At 52.6% G+C, this 16346-nt stretch carries 14 protein-coding genes; 7 read left to right on the forward strand and 7 right to left on the reverse strand.

Annotated features, from left to right (window positions below; genetic code table 11):
• Positions 1 to 377: 377 nt before the first annotated feature.
• From WDY75_RS29330 to WDY75_RS29340, 3 genes are all read right to left on the reverse strand, one after another.
• The gene (locus WDY75_RS29330) at positions 378 to 1568 is read right to left on the reverse strand and encodes an acetyl-CoA C-acyltransferase (RefSeq protein WP_063478312.1); all 1191 of its coding nucleotides are present in this window, start codon (positions 1566 to 1568) and stop codon (positions 378 to 380) included.
• A gap of 245 nt (positions 1569 to 1813) precedes the next feature.
• On the reverse strand, positions 1814 to 4255 hold the full coding sequence (locus tag WDY75_RS29335; protein ID WP_063478311.1) for a 3-hydroxyacyl-CoA dehydrogenase/enoyl-CoA hydratase family protein: 2442 nt from the start codon (positions 4253 to 4255) through the stop codon (positions 1814 to 1816).
• Positions 4252 to 6432, reverse strand: coding sequence for a heterodisulfide reductase-related iron-sulfur binding cluster (locus WDY75_RS29340; protein WP_063478310.1), 2181 nt, complete (start codon positions 6430 to 6432; stop codon positions 4252 to 4254). Before WDY75_RS29340 ends, WDY75_RS29335 begins: the two co-directional genes overlap by 4 nt.
• 451 nt (positions 6433 to 6883) lie before the next feature.
• Between WDY75_RS29340 and WDY75_RS29345 the strand changes: the two genes are divergently transcribed.
• The 3 genes from WDY75_RS29345 to WDY75_RS29355 all read left to right on the forward strand — a co-directional run bounded on the left by WDY75_RS29345 (position 6884) and on the right by WDY75_RS29355 (position 9529).
• Positions 6884 to 7474, forward strand: a complete 591-nt coding sequence (locus tag WDY75_RS29345; protein WP_036644349.1) for a TetR/AcrR family transcriptional regulator — start codon at positions 6884 to 6886, stop codon at positions 7472 to 7474.
• A gap of 38 nt (positions 7475 to 7512) precedes the next feature.
• Positions 7513 to 8280 carry an electron transfer flavoprotein subunit beta/FixA family protein gene (locus tag WDY75_RS29350; protein WP_063478309.1) on the forward strand — a complete coding sequence of 256 codons (768 nt, stop codon included), beginning with the start codon at positions 7513 to 7515 and terminating at the stop codon, positions 8278 to 8280.
• A 271-nt stretch (positions 8281 to 8551) separates the two neighbouring features.
• Complete coding sequence (locus tag WDY75_RS29355; RefSeq protein ID WP_063478308.1) at positions 8552 to 9529, forward strand: electron transfer flavoprotein subunit alpha/FixB family protein; 978 nt, start codon at positions 8552 to 8554, stop codon at positions 9527 to 9529.
• A gap of 184 nt (positions 9530 to 9713) precedes the next feature.
• Here the strand turns inward: WDY75_RS29355 and WDY75_RS29360 are convergent, their stop codons facing one another.
• Positions 9714 to 10031 carry a MazG nucleotide pyrophosphohydrolase domain-containing protein gene (locus tag WDY75_RS29360; RefSeq protein WP_063478307.1) on the reverse strand — a complete coding sequence of 106 codons (318 nt, stop codon included), beginning with the start codon at positions 10029 to 10031 and terminating at the stop codon, positions 9714 to 9716.
• Between the two features lie 225 nt (positions 10032 to 10256).
• Between WDY75_RS29360 and WDY75_RS29365 the strand changes: the two genes are divergently transcribed.
• Complete coding sequence (locus WDY75_RS29365; RefSeq protein WP_006207631.1) at positions 10257 to 10835, forward strand: TIGR00730 family Rossman fold protein; 579 nt, start codon at positions 10257 to 10259, stop codon at positions 10833 to 10835.
• A gap of 173 nt (positions 10836 to 11008) precedes the next feature.
• Here WDY75_RS29365 and WDY75_RS29370 read toward each other — a convergent pair whose 3' ends face one another.
• Together WDY75_RS29370 and WDY75_RS29375 are read right to left on the reverse strand one after the other, a co-directional pair.
• Positions 11009 to 11752, reverse strand: coding sequence for an SDR family oxidoreductase (locus WDY75_RS29370; RefSeq protein WP_063478306.1), 744 nt, complete (start codon positions 11750 to 11752; stop codon positions 11009 to 11011).
• A gap of 312 nt (positions 11753 to 12064) precedes the next feature.
• Positions 12065 to 12709, reverse strand: a complete 645-nt coding sequence (locus WDY75_RS29375) for a TetR family transcriptional regulator (protein WP_172964004.1) — start codon at positions 12707 to 12709, stop codon at positions 12065 to 12067.
• Between the two features lie 178 nt (positions 12710 to 12887).
• Between WDY75_RS29375 and WDY75_RS29380 the strand changes: the two genes are divergently transcribed.
• Both WDY75_RS29380 and WDY75_RS29385 read left to right on the forward strand, forming a co-directional pair.
• Positions 12888 to 13859, forward strand: a complete 972-nt coding sequence (locus WDY75_RS29380) for a helix-turn-helix transcriptional regulator (protein ID WP_063478305.1) — start codon at positions 12888 to 12890, stop codon at positions 13857 to 13859.
• A gap of 86 nt (positions 13860 to 13945) precedes the next feature.
• On the forward strand, positions 13946 to 14563 hold the full coding sequence (locus tag WDY75_RS29385) for a GyrI-like domain-containing protein (protein ID WP_063478304.1): 618 nt from the start codon (positions 13946 to 13948) through the stop codon (positions 14561 to 14563).
• 95 nt (positions 14564 to 14658) lie between these two features.
• On the opposite strand, the gene WDY75_RS29390 is transcribed toward WDY75_RS29385, so the two are convergent.
• Positions 14659 to 15372, reverse strand: coding sequence for a methyltransferase domain-containing protein (locus WDY75_RS29390; RefSeq protein ID WP_063478303.1), 714 nt, complete (start codon positions 15370 to 15372; stop codon positions 14659 to 14661).
• Between the two features lie 196 nt (positions 15373 to 15568).
• On the opposite strand from WDY75_RS29390, the gene WDY75_RS29395 reads away from it, so the two are divergent.
• Positions 15569 to 16330 carry a kanamycin nucleotidyltransferase C-terminal domain-containing protein gene (locus WDY75_RS29395; protein WP_063478302.1) on the forward strand — a complete coding sequence of 254 codons (762 nt, stop codon included), beginning with the start codon at positions 15569 to 15571 and terminating at the stop codon, positions 16328 to 16330.
• The last annotated feature ends 16 nt before the right edge of the window (positions 16331 to 16346 follow it).

A 16346-nucleotide genomic window follows, 5' to 3' on the forward strand; every position in this document is an offset into this window, starting at 1 on the left:
GTACTTCCGATCGCTGTTGAGTTTGGATTTCAGGGAATGGATCAATTAATAGTAGAAATCCAAACTCAAAGGCGACCGCTATCGCTTCTCCAGTACAATTCCGCCCTCTCCGCTGGGCTGGCGCACTCTGGCTAATCCCCTAAGTTCAAACCCCTGCGACCGACTATCCTTGCACTCCCCTGTGGTTGGAGTGAGTGGTCCCGTGTCCGGTCCGTGTACGGAGCGGACACAGCTTGTGACCTGGGGGCCACAAGTTCCTCTTTGGGACTTGCTTCGCCTTAATTCGCCAGACAAGAAGGAGGCTACTTCCCTACGCCTGCCATCTAACAAGATTTGTTTCTATAACGAACGAGTTACGACTCCTATGAATGAGACAATTAAGCTCCGGCAGCGTGCACCTCGAACACCCCCGCGGCGCCCATGCCGCCGCCGATGCACATGCTCACGACGCCGTAGCCGCCGCCGCGGCGCGCGAGCTCGGAGACGAGGCTGACGGTCAGCTTGGCGCCGGTGCAGCCGAGCGGGTGACCGAGCGCAATGGCACCGCCGTTGACGTTGACCTTGCTCTCGTCAATGCCCAAGGCACGGATGATGTGCAGACATTGCGAAGCGAACGCTTCGTTAATCTCGAACACATCCACTTGATCCAGCTCGATCCCTGCCATGCGCAGCGCTTTCGGGATCGCTTCGACGGGTCCTACCCCCATTATCTGTGGCTCAACGCCCGCCAGGGCGAACGATCTGAAGGTAGCCAGCGGCGTGAGACCCAGCTCCTCCGCTTTCTCGCGGCTCATGACGGCTACGGCTGCTGCACCGTCGCTCGTCTGGGACGCGTTGCCTGCGGTAACGGAACCGCCGAGGGCAAAGGCCGGCTTGAGCCTTGCCAATACCTCCGGGGAGGTATCCGGCCGCACCCCTTCATCCGTATCCACGGCGAAGGTGCTGCTGCGGACCTTGCCCTGCTCATCCGCGGCAGCCAGCGATACGTTCACGGGCACGATCTCGTCCCGGAACTTCCCTTCAGCGATGGCAGCCGCTGCCTTAGCGTGGCTGCTGGCCGCGAAGGCATCCTGCGCTTCGCGGGTAATGCCAAAGCGGCGGGCCACCTCCTCTGCGGTGTGTCCCATGCCGATGTATACCTCAGACATCTCCTCCACAATTGTCGGATGCGGTGCTGGCTTGAAGCCGGTCATCGGCACATGGCTCATGCTCTCGACGCCGCCTGCCACGATGACTTCCGCATGGCCAAGCATAATACGCTCTGCCGCAAAGGCGATCGCTTGCAGTCCCGAGGAGCAGAAGCGATTGACGGTCAGGGCAGGGACCGTCACCGGATATCCTGCATACAGCGAGATGATCCGCGCTACGTTGAGACCCTGCTCACCCTCCGGCATTGCACAGCCGAGAATGATGTCCTCGACATCCTCTTTTTTTAGACCCGGCGCACGCTCAATGACGGCTTCCAATACCGCCTTACCAAGATCCTCTACGCGCGTCTGGGCGAAACTTCCTTTCTTTGCTTTCCCTACCGGAGTACGGGCAAGGGATACTATGACTGCTTCTCTCATGCCATTCACCTCATCAACTTGAAATGGTTGAATCCAATTCGGATATGATTGCTGGACACTAATCGGCCATGATATGAATTTGTAACGGGTGGAGCTAATTCAAGAGCCGCCATGATCTAACTTCAACAGCACGGATAACTGCCACCCACGCACTGTATGCACGGTTGATTTATCGAATCGCGTTGACGAATGATAACTAATCTTTAACTGTAAAGCAGCTCTCTCCAAAACAGCTCTCATCACTCCTAATTACGCAGCGGCTTGCCCTTTGCCAGCATGTGCTGCATGCGCTGCTGGGTTTTGGCCTCGCCGAGCAGGCTGAGGAACGCTTCGCGTTCCAGGTCGAGCAGGTGCTGCTCGCTTACTACAGTTCCAGCAGGAACGTCACCGCCCGTCAGGATATGAGCCAGCTTCTTCGCGATCAGCAGATCATGATCGCTGATGTAGCCGCTTCGCTTCATATCGATGGCACCCAGCTGAAGCACGGCACGGCCGTCGCGGCCGACAACGCGGGCTTTGCCCGGCTGTGGCGGCACATAGCCTGCCCGGTCCATCGCAAGGACCGCCTGCTTCGCTTCATAGATCCGGTAATCCTGATTCATGACCACCGTATCTCCGCTGCGTCCGTAACCCATGCGGATCGCTTCATGTCCGCTGGTCGATGCCTTCGCCATCGCCACCATCTCGAAGATCCTGTTGATCTCCGGCTGGAGATCATGGTCCGCATCCGGATGCCGGTTGCTGGTCATGAGCACCAGCTCCTTGCAGCCGCCGCCTGCCGGAATGAGACCCACCCCTGTCTCCACGAGACCGAAATACGTCTCCGCCGAGAAGATGATTCGGTCGGCCGGCAGGCACGCTTCCACGCCGCCGCCGAGTGTCATCCGGTGAGGCGCAGCCACAACCGGCTTCTCCAGCCCCTTCAGCTTCATCATGCTGCCCTGGAACAGACGGATGATGTCATCCACCTCATCCCAGTCACCGCTCTGCGCTTCCATCAGCATGAGCATCAGGTTCGCGCCAACGCAGAAGTTGCGGCCTTCGTTTGCGACCACGAGCCCGCGGTAATTCGCCCGAATCTCTTCGACGCTCTGCTGAATCATGACCAGAATATCGGCACCAATCGCATTATTCGGAGAGGTGAATTCAAGACACGCTACACCATCCCCAAGATCAATCAGGTTCGCGCCCGTGTTTGAGCGAATAATCCGGTTTTGCGACTTTAAAGTCTGCAGCGAGATCAGCTCCGGCTGAACCTCCACCCCTTTGTACTCGCCTTTGAAATAATGGAACGCCTCGCCGTCCTTCTGCTGATAGAAAGTCTTATTCCCGGCGGCAATCCAATCCTTCACCCAAGCTGGGACGGTCAGTCCTTCTGCTTCCATGCGCTGCACCGATTCCGGCAGTCCGATCAGATCCCAGGTCTCGAATGGACCGAGCTCCCAGTTGAAGCCCCATTTCATTGCGTTGTCGATGTCCTGAATGGAATCCGCGATCTCACCAAGCTTATCGGCTGCATATACAAGCACCTGCTTCAATACATTCCAGGCCAACTCCGAGTAGCGATCCTGCGTACTCAGGAATGCTTTGATCTTCCGTTTGGCTCCCTTCACCGCTTTCGCGGCTTCGATGGAAGCGGAGCTTATTTTGGCGCTCGGGTGGTACTCCATCGTTGACAGGTTGAGCGATAAGATCTGACTGCCTTTATCGCCCTTCACTTTTTTATAGAAACCCTGGCCGCCCTTCTCTCCGATCCAGCCGCGGGTGACAAGCTCATTCATCACATCAGGTACCGTGAACACGTCTTTCTCGGCGCCATCCGGCACTGAGTCGTAAACATTTCTCGCCACATGGACAAACGTATCGATGCCCACAAGATCCAGCGTACGGAAGGTTGCACTCTTCGGGCGTCCCAGAATCGGACCCGTGGCCGCATCCACTTCCTCCACCGTATAGCTGTTCTTCACCATCTCCTGTAGCGTAACGAGGAGTCCGTAGGTGCCAATCCGGTTCGAGATGAAATTCGGCGTATCCTTTGCCAGAACAACCCCTTTGCCAAGGCGCTTCGTACAGAATTCAACCATGAACTTCGTAATATCCGGATCGGTGTCAAAGCCCGGGATAATCTCCAGAAGCTTCATATGACGCGGCGGATTGAAGAAATGAGTCCCCAGGAAATGACTTCGGAATTCCTCGCTGCAATCCTCGACCATGGCATTAACGGAAATACCGGAGGTGTTCGTGCTGACGATGGCCCCTTCTTTACGCACACCTTCGATCTGCTTGAAGATGCTTTTCTTGATTTCCAGACGCTCCGTGACCACTTCAATGATCCAGTCCGCATCCTTCAACTGGCTTAGATGATCCTCCGTGTTCCCCGGCGTGATCCGGCTCACAAAGTCGGCGCTGTACAGCGGGGCCGTGCTGGATTTAGGCAGTGCCGCAACGGCCTTGGCTGCAAGCCTGCTTCGAACCTTGGGATGATCCAGCGTCAAGCCGGCTTTCTCCTCCTCGGCGGTCAAGGAATTCGGAACGATGTCGAGCAGCAGACAGGGAATTCCTGCATTGGCTAGATGGGCGGCAATACCCGACCCCATGACACCAGAGCCGATTACGGCTGCTTTGGTTATGTTTCGACCTGCGACACCGGAACCGCTGACGACTTCTTTGGTAATGGTATTACTCATTGCACAACGACCTCCTGTTCATGGATTTCAGATAGACCGAATACGGATAATTCCAAGATTTCCGCGATATCTCGCGTTTTGACGCTTTCTTCCACTTCCTTCAGCTTCGTGCCATCCTCCAGCATCGTCAGGCAGAACGGACAAGCCGAACTGATCATGGTCGGCGACACGGACAGCGCCTGCTCGGTACGCGCCAGATTCACGCGCTTGCCAGCGTCCTCTTCCATCCACATCTGACCGCCGCCGGCGCCGCAGCACATCCCGTTCTCCCGGCTGCGCTCCATCTCCAGCAGCTCGACGCCCGGAATGGCGCGCAGCACATCGCGCGGCTGATCATACACGTCGTTATAACGCCCAAGGTAGCAGGAGTCATGATACGTGATTTTCTCCTGAACCTGATACTGTGGCTTAAGACGTCCTTCCTTCACCAGCTGATCCAGCAGCTCCGTATGGTGAATCACTTCGGCCGTTAGACCAAATTCCGGATATTCGTTCTTGAAAATATTGAATGTATGCGGACAAGCTGTGACAATCCGTTTCACATCGTACTTCTGGAACGTCTCGATGTTCTCCATGCACAGCTGCTGGAACAGAAATTCATTGCCCATGCGGCGCGGCGTGTCGCCCGAATTCTTCTCCTCGTTGCCCAGAATGGCGAAGTTGACGCCTGCTTCGTTCATCAGCCGGACGAAGGCCCGGGTAATCTTGCGGCTGCGGTTGTCATACGAACCCATAGACCCGACAAAGAACAGCACATCAAAATCCGGATTCTCCTTCACGGTAGGAATCTTCAGATCCAGAGCCCCTTCGGGATCAACCTCCTTCACCCACTTGCTGCGATCCGCACGGCTGATCCCCCAAGGGTTGCCCTGACGCTCGATGTTCTGCATCGCGCGCTGTCCTTCCTGCGGCACGCTGCCCTCCATCAGAACGAGATGGCGCCGGAGATCCACGATTTTGTCGACATGCTCGTTAGCTACCGGACATTGATCCTCACAGTTGCGGCAGGTGGTGCATGCCCAGATCTCTTCCTCCGTCATGACGCCGCCGATCAATTGAACGTCCTTCGGGTCTACCCCCTCAACTTGATGCCAGGAGCTCTTCTGCACGTCCATTGTCGGACCGATATCAGTAATCCCCTCGCCCTTCCAGCCGACAAGAGCCAGATCCGTAGCAGCCATGGAGTGAACACCAGGCGATCCAAACACCGACGCCGGCATCCACGCCGATTTGGAGGTGAGTGCGGCTCCTTTTTCCGTCAGATGATCCCTGAGCTTCACAATCATGTGCATCGGCGACAGCAGCTTGCCTGTATTCGATGCCGGACATACGTTGGTGCATCTTCCGCACTCCACGCAGGCGTAGAAATCGAGCATCTGCTTCTGCGTAAAGTCCTCAATCTTGCCCACCCCGAATTCCTCGGCCTCTTCATCCTCCAGATCGAGCTTGCTGAGCTTGCCTGGAGGATCCGTGCGGCGTACCAGGATGTTGATCGGTGCCGTAATGAGGTGAAAATGCTTCGATTGCGGTACATAGATGAGGAACGACAGCAGAATAAGCAGATGAAGCCACCAGAACACGAAATAACCAACCGTGACCGCCACCGGCGGCATCCAGGTGAAAACAGCCGCAATGCTGGATGAGATGGGCGCCATCGCCGACCACGCCAGTCCTTCCCGAAGCCGTTCAAAAGCCATCGTCAGCAGTACCGAGGCCATCAGCGCCGTGATGAAAAACACGACAATGCTGGGCTTCCACCCTCGCTTCAGCCGCTTCAGCTTCTCGCCGTAACGCCGGTAAGCCGCATAACCGATTGCCAGCAGGATCAGTGTCACCGTTATCTCCTGCATGAGGATGAAGCCGCCATGCCCCGGAATCGGCAAGCTGTGCCCTGACAGCCCCTTCCATATAATGTCGAGCGCACCGAACTGCAAAATGATAAAGCCATAAAAAACGATAAAGTGCATGATACCGCTCTTGCGGTCCTTGAACAGCTTGCTCTGTCCGAACACCTGAATGGCGAACTGGCTCAGGCGTTCCTTCATATCCTTCTTCAAATTCGCTGGCTTGCCCAGACGGATATACAGGTACCGTCGATAAACCACCGTAGCGAACATGTACACTGCCCAGCCGGTGATCCCGACAAAGAGAAGCGCGTTGATTAGTTGTAGAATCATCTCTCTTCAGCCCCTTGCGTTAGAATCATCTGCCCTGGTTCTTCTAATGGTGCAGTCTTAATTTCGAAGACTCGTTCACTCCTTCCACAATCCGGCTCGTCACGGTGTCCATGTCGGGACAATATATAAAGCGCTTTCATTGGGGCTGCAAAAATAGACCTCCACATCGTGCCTTGCCGACCACTCTAAACCGAACATGAATTCTTAGCTGCATCACTTCATCTGTACTAGCCTAACGGATACCCAGCTGCTTCGTTTCTTCCGGTTGAACTGCTGTCGATTGCTCTGATATGAACGCCTTAATTGCTGCCCTTCTACGCCTGCTTCATCAAATTCCCGGGTCTTCGCAACCCATCGTTGACAACGACATGAACGTATTTTATGATGGATACAAGAAATGAATGAGTATTCATTCATAATTTTAACTGTATTCTAACATCGGGGTGAGCATATGACAAGTAAAAAAAATGATAAATATTACCTTATTCTCCAGGGCGCCCTGCAAGTATTCGCCGAAAACGGCTATCACCGGTCCCAGGTATCCAAGATTGCCAAGGCTGCCGGCGTAGCTGACGGCACCATCTATTTGTATTTTAAGAGGAAGGAGGATATCCTCATTTGCCTGTTCCAGGAGAAGCTCGGCGAGCTGGTCGGCAAATTCCACGAAAGTGTGGAAGGCACCGCGGACGCGGTGGAAGCGCTGCGTACGGTGTGCAGCATTCATTTTTCCGAGCTGGAGAGCAATCCCGAATTCGCTTATGTCACACAGATTGAGCTGCGGCAGAGCGATTTGGAACTGCGGAAGGAAATTGGCAACGCGCTTAAGCCATATATTGTGCTGATCGAGAATATCCTGGAACAGGGCATTAAAGAACAGAAATTCCGCTCCGACCTGAACATCAAGCTGGTGCGCAACCTGATATTTGGCGCCATGGATGAAGCGGTAACCTCTTGGCTGATCTCCGGCCGCAAATATTCTCTGTCCGATCAGGCGGAGGAGACGCTCAGCTTTTTTCTGAACGGTGTTTCCAGCGGACAATAAGTCCAGCTGATATTCATATTGAAGGGAGAGTTTAACCGATGAAGATTGTAGTACTGCTTAAACAGACCTTTGACACAGAGGAAAAAATCACGATTGAAAACGGATCGATTGCCGAGGATGGGGTGAAATTTGTAATCAATCCGTATGATGAATATGCTGTGGAAGAAGCCGTGAAGCTTCGGGATGACCATGGCGGCAGCGTAACACTCCTGTCCGTCGGACCGGATCGTACCGCAGAGGCCCTTCGGACCGCGCTCGCGATGGGTGCTGATGATGCCGTACTGATCTCCGATGAGCGGATTCCAGACGATGAGTATGCGGTATCGAAGGTGCTGCATGCGTATTTGTCGAAGGAAAGCCCGGATCTGATCCTCGGCGGCAATTTCTCGGTGGACCGCGGTTCAGGTCAAGTGGCGATTCGCCTTGCCCGTCTCCTCGGTATTTCCCATACCGGCTCCATCACCAAACTTACGCTGAACGGTACCACGGCTGAAGTACACCGGGACGCCGAAGGCGATCTCGAAGTGCTGGAGGTTCAGCTGCCTGCTATCTTCACGGCACAGCAGGGGTTGAATGAACCTCGCTATCCATCGCTGCCAGGTATCATGAAGGCCAAGAAGAAGCCTTTTCAGACGCTGTCGCTGGATGATCTCGGATTATCGGAAGGCGACATTCAGCCAGCAACGAAGCAAAGCGAATTGTCATTGCCGCCGGAGCGCAGTGCAGGAGTCATTCTCAAGGGTGAGCCTGCCGAAGTGGCACATGAGCTGGTATCCTTGCTGCGCACCCAGTCGAAGGTGATCTGAGTATTAGGGAATGAACGTATGAATCCCTTTGAATCTCACTTCTGAATGCGGTTACATGACATCAACAGTGCACCCTGCCCTCATTCCTTATGTATTCTGATTGTATGGTTTACAGGCTGTCCGTCATGCACGCTTTTCGCCTGATTGCTTTAGTGAATTGGGCCAACAGCGATTTTTGAAGTATCATCCGCATTCGCTTGGTTGTTAAGACAAGTCGGAATCGTAAAACTCTTTTCACTTCAATCTCAATTGGAACTTAGGAGGTTATGATATGAGCAAAACGATATTAGTATATGCCGAGAATCGGGATGGACGGCTGCGGCAGGTTGCCCTTGAGACCTTGGGCGCTGCCCGTTTAATTGCAGCTGATGATGACAGCATCCGCATTCTGGTTGCAGGAGCCAACATAACGGAAGCCGTATCGGCCCTGAACGGATATGGTGCTGATACGATCTATACTGTCGAGCATGATGATCTGGAAAGTTATAATCCTGAGGCTTATATGGCGGCCATTGAGGCCGTTATTCATCAGGCGCAGCCAGATGCGGTGCTCTTCGGGCATACGGCCATCGGCCGTGATTTGGCCCCGCTGGTAGCCGCGTCCCTGAATGCCGGACAGATTTCCGACGTGACGGCAATCGAGAACGAAGCTGGAGAAGCGGTGTTCACTCGCCCGCTCTATGCGGGCAAAGCTTTTGAGAAACGTGTGTTCCAGAACGGGCCATGGGTCGTAACGGTGCGTCCGAACAATATTCCTGCCGCGGAAGCCGTAGAAGGTGCAAGCACGAGCATTGAGGACATCGCTTACCCGGCCCCCTCCCTCCGCTCCGTGGTAAAGGACGTCGTTCGCAAGACCACGGGAAAAATCGACCTCTCGGAAGCTAAAATCGTCATTTCCGGCGGTCGCGGCGTCAAGAGCGCGGAAGGCTTCCAGCCGCTGGAGGAGCTGGCGGACCTGCTCGGCGGCGCCGTCGGCGCATCGCGCGGTGCGTGCGATGCCGGCTACTGCGATTACGCGCTCCAGATCGGGCAGACGGGCAAAGTGGTCACACCCGAAATTTATATTGCCTGCGGCATTAGCGGAGCCATCCAGCATTTGGCTGGCATGAGCCAATCCCGTGTCATTATTGCTATCAACAAAGACCCCGAGGCTCCTATCTTCAAAGTGGCGGATTACGGCATCGTCGGCGACCTGTTCGATATCGTTCCCTTGCTGACGCAGGAGTTCCGCAAAGTGCTGGTGTCATAACATTTTGTCATAACGACTTCATGTGATCATACAACGTCAATAGGCTGCACCCCATCGTCCAAGGGACCTTGGGGGCAGCCTTCTTTGCTGCGTCATTCTGTGGTAGGCACACCTTGGGAATTAAGAGTTTTCCAGGGACTTCCTTACCACCTGCTTGCGAAACAGACGCTATCCCATATCTCCATTAAGAGCCAAACCGCTTCAGCAGCTTGTGCTGATGGGCCGTGAATGCTTCTTCCAGCGTGATATCATAGAGATCGGCCAGCAGCGAAATGTTACCGAGCACGTCGCCGATCTCCTCCACCAAATCCTGCTTGAGCCGTTCCCTGGACTGGGCCTCCTCATCGGGCCGATCCCTGCCAATCTCATAAGCGCGGACGGCACGTGCCGTTTCCCCTGTCTCCTCCATCAAGAATCCGACCCGAATAAAGGGGCCGTACCCGGACCAGCCTCGCTCCCCGTAAAACTGTTTAATCCATTGCTGCGCTTCATTCATATCCATAGCTTGTGCTACCTCCGCGATTCCTTGGGATGAACCAACCCATCCCCTAATTTTTTTACATAATTCGAGATCAAACTCAAGATCATGTTAACACGTATGTCATAAGCTAAGAGAGGCAAACCTAACATTGAAGCGATATGTATCCCTGCGTTCCATGACATAGATCACTATATATAGTATAATTACTTCATTATAATATCAACATCTGGTTAAGGAGTGTGCGAATTGAAATCTATATGCGTATTTGCAGGATCCAACATGGGTGAACATCCCGATTATAAAGCGAAGGCTGCCGAGCTTGGCAGGCATATTGCCCACAACCAATACAAGCTTGTGTACGGCGGCTCCAGAATCGGATTGATGGGCGAAGTGGCTGATGCCGTATTGCAAAATGGCGGCGAGGTCATCGGAGTCATGCCCAGGGGGCTGTTCAAAGGCGAGATTGTACATACCGAGCTGACCCAGCTCATTGAAGTCGCTGACATGCATGAGCGCAAAGCAACGATGTCGAGACTGTCCGACGGTTTTATTGCCATGCCGGGCGGTTTTGGAACCTATGAGGAATTGTTCGAGGTATTGTGCTGGTCCCAAATCGGGATTCACCAGAAGCCGATCGGACTGCTGAGCATCCGGGATTATTTCGAACCGTTCATGAAGCTGATTCAGTACAGCATCACAGAGGGCTTCTCCAATGCCTCCCACTTAAACCTGATCAATATATCCAATGACCCGCTCAAGCTGCTGGAACTCATGGACAGCTACACGCCGCCGACGCTGGACATGAAGTGGAAAGACCTTGAGTAGAAACCATTTGCCGGATATGACCACCGGACTCCCTCGGTCAGGATACATCCTTGAATGCGCAGGCTCATAAGGAAATCCAACAACAGCCATCACTGTCATTGGGTACACAAAAAGCACCGGGAATCCCGGTGCTTTTCTCTTATCCTCGCACATCCTGATTAACGTCGCGGATTTTACACGAATCCCCCGTTCACGCGGAGTGTTTGACCCGTGATCCATTTTGACTCCTCGCCAGCCAGAAACAATGCCACTCCTGCGACATCATCCGGTTCACCCAGACGTCCGAAGGCATTCATGTTCACGATGCCCGCAATCTGTTCCTCCGACTTGCCTTCCATGAACAGTTCCGTATGGATCGGCCCGGGAGCCACCGCGTTAATCGTGATGCCTTTGGGACCGAATTCTTTGGCCAACTGACGCGTAAACTGCTCCACAGCGCCCTTCGTGCCTGCATATACGCTGTAAGACGGGAACATCTGTCCAGCCACCGACGTCGAGAAATTGATAATGCGGCCGCCCGAATTCATATGCTGAAAGGCCTGCTGAATCGCAAAATAAGTTCCCTTCACGTTAATCGCAAACTGCTTATCGAAATCCTCCTCCGTCATGGACGCGATCGGCTTGGTTGTCATGATCCCCGCATTGTTCACCAGGATATCCATTCCACCATAAACCTCCAAGGTTTGACGGAACAGCATCTCGATCTCCGCCACTTGGCTGATATCGGCTTGAATCGCCACTGCTTCGCCACCGCGCAACTTAATGCTGCTCACAACTTCCTCTGCTTTGGCCGGGCTGTTCGCATAGTTTATAACGACCTTGGCCCCGTTCTCCGCAAGCGCTATTGCAATTTCGCGTCCTATGCCTCTTGATGCGCCGGTTACGATGGCTACTTTGCCAATCAAGCTGTTTTTCATGATAAAAGCCTCCCGCTTGCGAATTTGTATATCTGTAAATGCTGGTGCGTGAATATCTCATCAGATGGATCAAGGACCTATAGGTATCTTATTCGCCATTGATTATATGCCGAGTCCTAACAAATAACAAGTGACAATTTTATATATTTGTCATTCACTCGCTTGATAAATGCATACAAAAAAGATGCTCTTCCATGCGAGTATCGCCAGGATCAGCATCTTTTTACATAGGGAACGATCTTACCACGCTTCTCCAAGGGCAGCATGAACCTTTAGGATGACCGTCGAACAGGCCTTATTCCATTTTTCGCATTATTCAGACCCGTTAACGGTTGATTTCATGATTCCCGACAGCAATAACGCCCATACCGAGTCAAAATCTGCTTCAATCTCGCTGGAGCTCCACTGATAGGCATGCGCCGGATGATGGAACTGGGACGTTGCCATGAACAAGGCCTTGGCCACCGGCTCCGGCTCGCCCGACTTAAATTCACCGGCACGCATTCCTTGCTTGATGATCTGGGCAATCTGCCCGGTCAATAACTTCACATGCGTATCAATCATCATGACGGCATCCAGCGTCACGGTGGTGTACATGGCAAACATCTCGGGGTCTTCCAGAACGTAATTCCGCTTGGTCCGGATGAGAGTATCCATCCATAACCGCAATCGATCAGCGGCGCTGCCATCCGTTCCGTCTGCAATTTCTTGCAACGGATCCGCAATCCGCTGCAGCCAGCGCTCGGTAACGGCTTCCCTGAGGGCCGCTTTGCTGGGAAAATGCCGATACAGGGAGCCATGGCTGACCTGAAGCGCTTTGGCAACGTCGACAACCGATGTTTTCTCAGGACCATAACGCCGCAGCGTCTGTTCGGCCGCATCTAATATGGCTTCTTTCGTTAAAGGCTGATCATGTGACATATATTTCAATGAGCGATGGTGAATGATAGACATCATCCCTCAACCCCATTCTCACGCCCCCTCTCTCTGCTGAACACATTATAACAAACAAGCCTTCGATATCCATATGGATCTTCTTCATCTTCTTGGTCACTGCCATGCATGGATTGGTATAATATGATCATTCATCCGGAAGCCACAACCTAAAATAACGTTAAGAAAGCGAGTGTGGACCATGGCTAAACTGGACTATCTGCTCTCCATTCTGTGGTTGCTTCGATCCCATGGAAAAATGACAGCTGAACAATTGGCCGAGAGACTTGAGTTAAGTGTCCGAACGGTCTATCGATATATCGACACACTGGGTGTGAGCGGAGTCCCCATTATATCCGAATCCGGGCATGGGGGGGGCTTTAGGTTGCCTGATACTTTTTTGAGCGTGCCTTTGTTCTTCGAATTAACCGAGCTTAAGGCCATGGAACACAGTGCGCTCCTAGCCCGGCATGCGGACTACCCTTTTACGGATGCGCTTGAAAAAGCACTTTCCAAGATTGAGCACCGGCTTCAGGAATCCCAATTGGAGGACTTGAGGCGTCATGTCGGCAGTATTAATGTCCTTTCCCCTTCACAGGGTGCCCTGCTTCAGCCCCTATTGCGTGAGTTAGAGCAAGCTGTCGCTACACGGGAAACGCTGATCCTTCACTATGCGAAGTCATCCAGCAGTTCCGCTCAAGAACGCCACATCGATCCCTATGGTCTCATCTACCGTCTCGGCAAGTGGTATTTGACTGCTTACTGCCATACACGGAAAGCCCTCCGCGTGTTCCGAGTGGACCGGATGAAGAGCCTGTCGTTAACAGGTCGCACATTTGAAATGCCGGAGCATTTCTCGGTCCAAGACTACCTGAGCAATGTTCATGAACATCAGGATCAGGTAACCATGGATACGCCGTCTGTGACCGTGCGCCTTCAGGGTCATACCGAAGCGCTGGACGCGATATGCAACCAGTGGTTTCTGCAGCCTTATCTTGTCGTCAGAAGAACTGAGTATGAAGCCGAGTTCCATATACAGCCTGACCGGATGATGAAATACATGCCGTATCTCCTGCTTTCTTTTGGCAGATCAATCAACGTGTTTGAACCGAAGGAGCTGCGCAGCGCTCTCTTCGAAACGGCAAGGGATCTTGCGAATTATTACGATGAATAATCTTTTAACAACTTCACTGACTCTCATGCAGTCAGTGAAGTTATTTTATGATAGGCATAATTCATGAGCAAAAAGGAGAGATTCGTATGCTGCTTCCTAAACTCGATCTGACCAAAAGTGATAAAACCTATTACACAGCCGGAAACACGCCTGAGCTTGTGCAATATGATCCCCTGCCCTATCTGTCATTAGCAGGCCAAGGCGCACCCGAAAGCCCCATGTTCGAGGATGCTACCGAGGCGCTGTATACGGTCGCTTATGGAGTTAAGGGATATTGCAAGACGGAAATTCAGGATTTTACGGTTCCTAAACTTGAGGGACAATGGTGGGTGGAATCGGATCAGTATGGTTTGGAGGTTCCGAAAGAGGAATGGTATTGGAAGCTGCTCATTCGGATGCCGGCGTTTGTCACCCCGGAGATCGTGGACTCCGCTCGGGAAAAAGCCTTCTCCAAGAAAAATCATCTGGAACCCATTCAGCGAGTGGTATTGGAGACGATCCATGAGGGGCTATGTGTCGAAATCATGCATATCGGCCCCTACAGCACAGAACCGGATACGCTGGCGAAAATGTATGCATTCATGAAACAGCATGCTTACGTCCCGAACGGACTGCACCATGAGATTTATTTATCCGACCCCCGAAAAGCCTCCTCCTCCTCCATGAAAACCATTCTTCGTACTCCTGTAAGACAGGAGAAATAGATGGGTCCAGTGAATATGGGACAACCTGTTGTGCTGACGACAGCCACCATCCTCAACCAAAAGAGGAAGCCGGTACATAACCGGCTCCCCCACATCTATATCTTGCGGATGCTCAGCAGCGAGCTGCCGTTTCGCATAAACTCGTAAGGCACCTTGTTCTCTGTCACCACCAGGCCTTCTGCCTCCAGCTCGTGAATCAAGCGATCCAGATGGTCGTAACGGGATCCCGTTAAATCGGTTAGCGGAAAGATGCGAACCTCCTCCGAGGCTACCCGCAGCAGCTCCTGTATCGTCTGCTTGTGAAAGTCATAATCCAAGCGGTCGCTGTACATAAACAGAAAATGGGCGGACAGCACCAGATCAAACTCTTCGTCTTTGAAAGGCAGCTCCGGCAGAACCGCAGCGACGTAGCGCTCCGGAAGCTCCCTCATATGCTGCACGCAATCCTGGAGTGCTTGGTGGCGATGTCGGCTAAGCCCCTCCACATCTCCATAATAATCCCAGACATAATTGCTCTTCGCCCGTTCTATCGTTTCCATGGCATGCCGGATATCCTGCAATCCCTTGCGCTCCAGATCATCAGGCTTGTGATCATAGGTTATATCGCTTGCAGTAATATCGAGTCCAAGCCTCGAACCGTGCGCGGTGAACGAACACGCTCCCCCGGGACAATCCAGAATCCTTTTTCCGACAAGCTCCTCCATGCGCAAATCAAACATGTTGTTATACTCTTCAAACGTGCGGCCAATGAACACAACCCGATCCAGTTCCTGCTTGGTCTTGCCTGCACTCTGCTCATCTCTGCTCATCTCTTCTCACCTCAGCTATATGATTTGACTGCGGACGCTACAGTTTCCTGTTTACCCACAAGTATATACTACCATAACATGGAAAATCCAAATAACAATTTCATCATTTCACAGAATCCTGAATTTCACGACGGGTTCAGCGGTCGTATTTATACTATAATGTAGATAATTAACTTTCTTCGAAGGAGATTGTCCTATGTTACCTTATCCAGCCGCTACGACCAGAGAAGAGAAAATGAACATCATTCATCAAATGAAAGACCGACTGCTTCAACTGCATGGAAATGATATTCTGGCCATTGGCTTGTACGGTTCGATCGCGCAGGGAATAGATGGCCCATACTCGGATATTGAACTTCGAGTTGTCACGAAGGACGGGGTATCCCTGCCTGGCCACGAATTCATATACGATCCCTTCAAAATCGAAATCGGCATGGTACAAAAAGGTGAAATATTCAAAGCAGCATCGTCTGTGGATGATTCCTGGGCTATTACGGCCGGCGCCTACGTACATTTACAGGAACTCTACGACCCAACCAATCTGTTGGAGGAGATCCGAGAATTGCCCCTTCAGGTTTCAGACGAAGCCATTAGAGAAACGATGCGGGAGTTCATGATCTGGGAGCCCTACGAAACGATGGGCAAAATACGGAACAATGTCCAAGCCGGGAACCTCTGTTACCTGCCACTGGGCGCAAAGGATCTGACCTGGCAGACGGCCAAACTGATTGGACTCGCCAACCGAACATTTTATAATACAAGAGCCAAAACGCTGGAGGAATCGCTGTCCCTGGAATCCAGACCTTCGGGGTATGATGAGTTGGCGCAATTGGTGATGCGCGGCCAGCTTCTCCAGATCGATCATCTCTATGAGCTGTGTGAACGGCTCTGGACCGGACTTAACACGTGGTATGAAAAAATGAATATTGAATATAAATCAAAAGAGCTTCCATTCTAATGGGAGCTTTTGCTTT

The sequence above is a fragment of the Paenibacillus glucanolyticus genome, assembly GCF_037333485.1.
Classification (GTDB): domain Bacteria; phylum Bacillota; class Bacilli; order Paenibacillales; family Paenibacillaceae; genus Paenibacillus_AQ; species Paenibacillus_AQ glucanolyticus.

Excerpts from the sequence above, each read along its gene's own strand:
- WDY75_RS29355 (WP_063478308.1), top strand. The coding sequence starts at position 8,552 with ATGAGCAAAACGATATTAGTATATGCCGAGAATCGGGATGGACGGCTG.
- WDY75_RS29350 (WP_063478309.1), top strand. The coding sequence starts at position 7,513 with ATGAAGATTGTAGTACTGCTTAAACAGACCTTTGACACAGAGGAAAAA.
- WDY75_RS29340 (WP_063478310.1), bottom strand. The coding sequence starts at position 6,432 with ATGATTCTACAACTAATCAACGCGCTTCTCTTTGTCGGGATCACCGGC.
- WDY75_RS29395 (WP_063478302.1), top strand. The coding sequence starts at position 15,569 with ATGTTACCTTATCCAGCCGCTACGACCAGAGAAGAGAAAATGAACATC.
- WDY75_RS29360 (WP_063478307.1), bottom strand. The coding sequence starts at position 10,031 with ATGGATATGAATGAAGCGCAGCAATGGATTAAACAGTTTTACGGGGAG.
- WDY75_RS29330 (WP_063478312.1), bottom strand. The coding sequence starts at position 1,568 with ATGAGAGAAGCAGTCATAGTATCCCTTGCCCGTACTCCGGTAGGGAAA.
- WDY75_RS29385 (WP_063478304.1), top strand. The coding sequence starts at position 13,946 with ATGCTGCTTCCTAAACTCGATCTGACCAAAAGTGATAAAACCTATTAC.
- WDY75_RS29370 (WP_063478306.1), bottom strand. The coding sequence starts at position 11,752 with ATGAAAAACAGCTTGATTGGCAAAGTAGCCATCGTAACCGGCGCATCA.
- WDY75_RS29380 (WP_063478305.1), top strand. The coding sequence starts at position 12,888 with ATGGCTAAACTGGACTATCTGCTCTCCATTCTGTGGTTGCTTCGATCC.
- WDY75_RS29335 (WP_063478311.1), bottom strand. The coding sequence starts at position 4,255 with ATGAGTAATACCATTACCAAAGAAGTCGTCAGCGGTTCCGGTGTCGCA.
- WDY75_RS29390 (WP_063478303.1), bottom strand. The coding sequence starts at position 15,372 with ATGAGCAGAGATGAGCAGAGTGCAGGCAAGACCAAGCAGGAACTGGAT.
- WDY75_RS29345 (WP_036644349.1), top strand. The coding sequence starts at position 6,884 with ATGACAAGTAAAAAAAATGATAAATATTACCTTATTCTCCAGGGCGCC.
- WDY75_RS29375 (WP_172964004.1), bottom strand. The coding sequence starts at position 12,709 with ATGATGTCTATCATTCACCATCGCTCATTGAAATATATGTCACATGAT.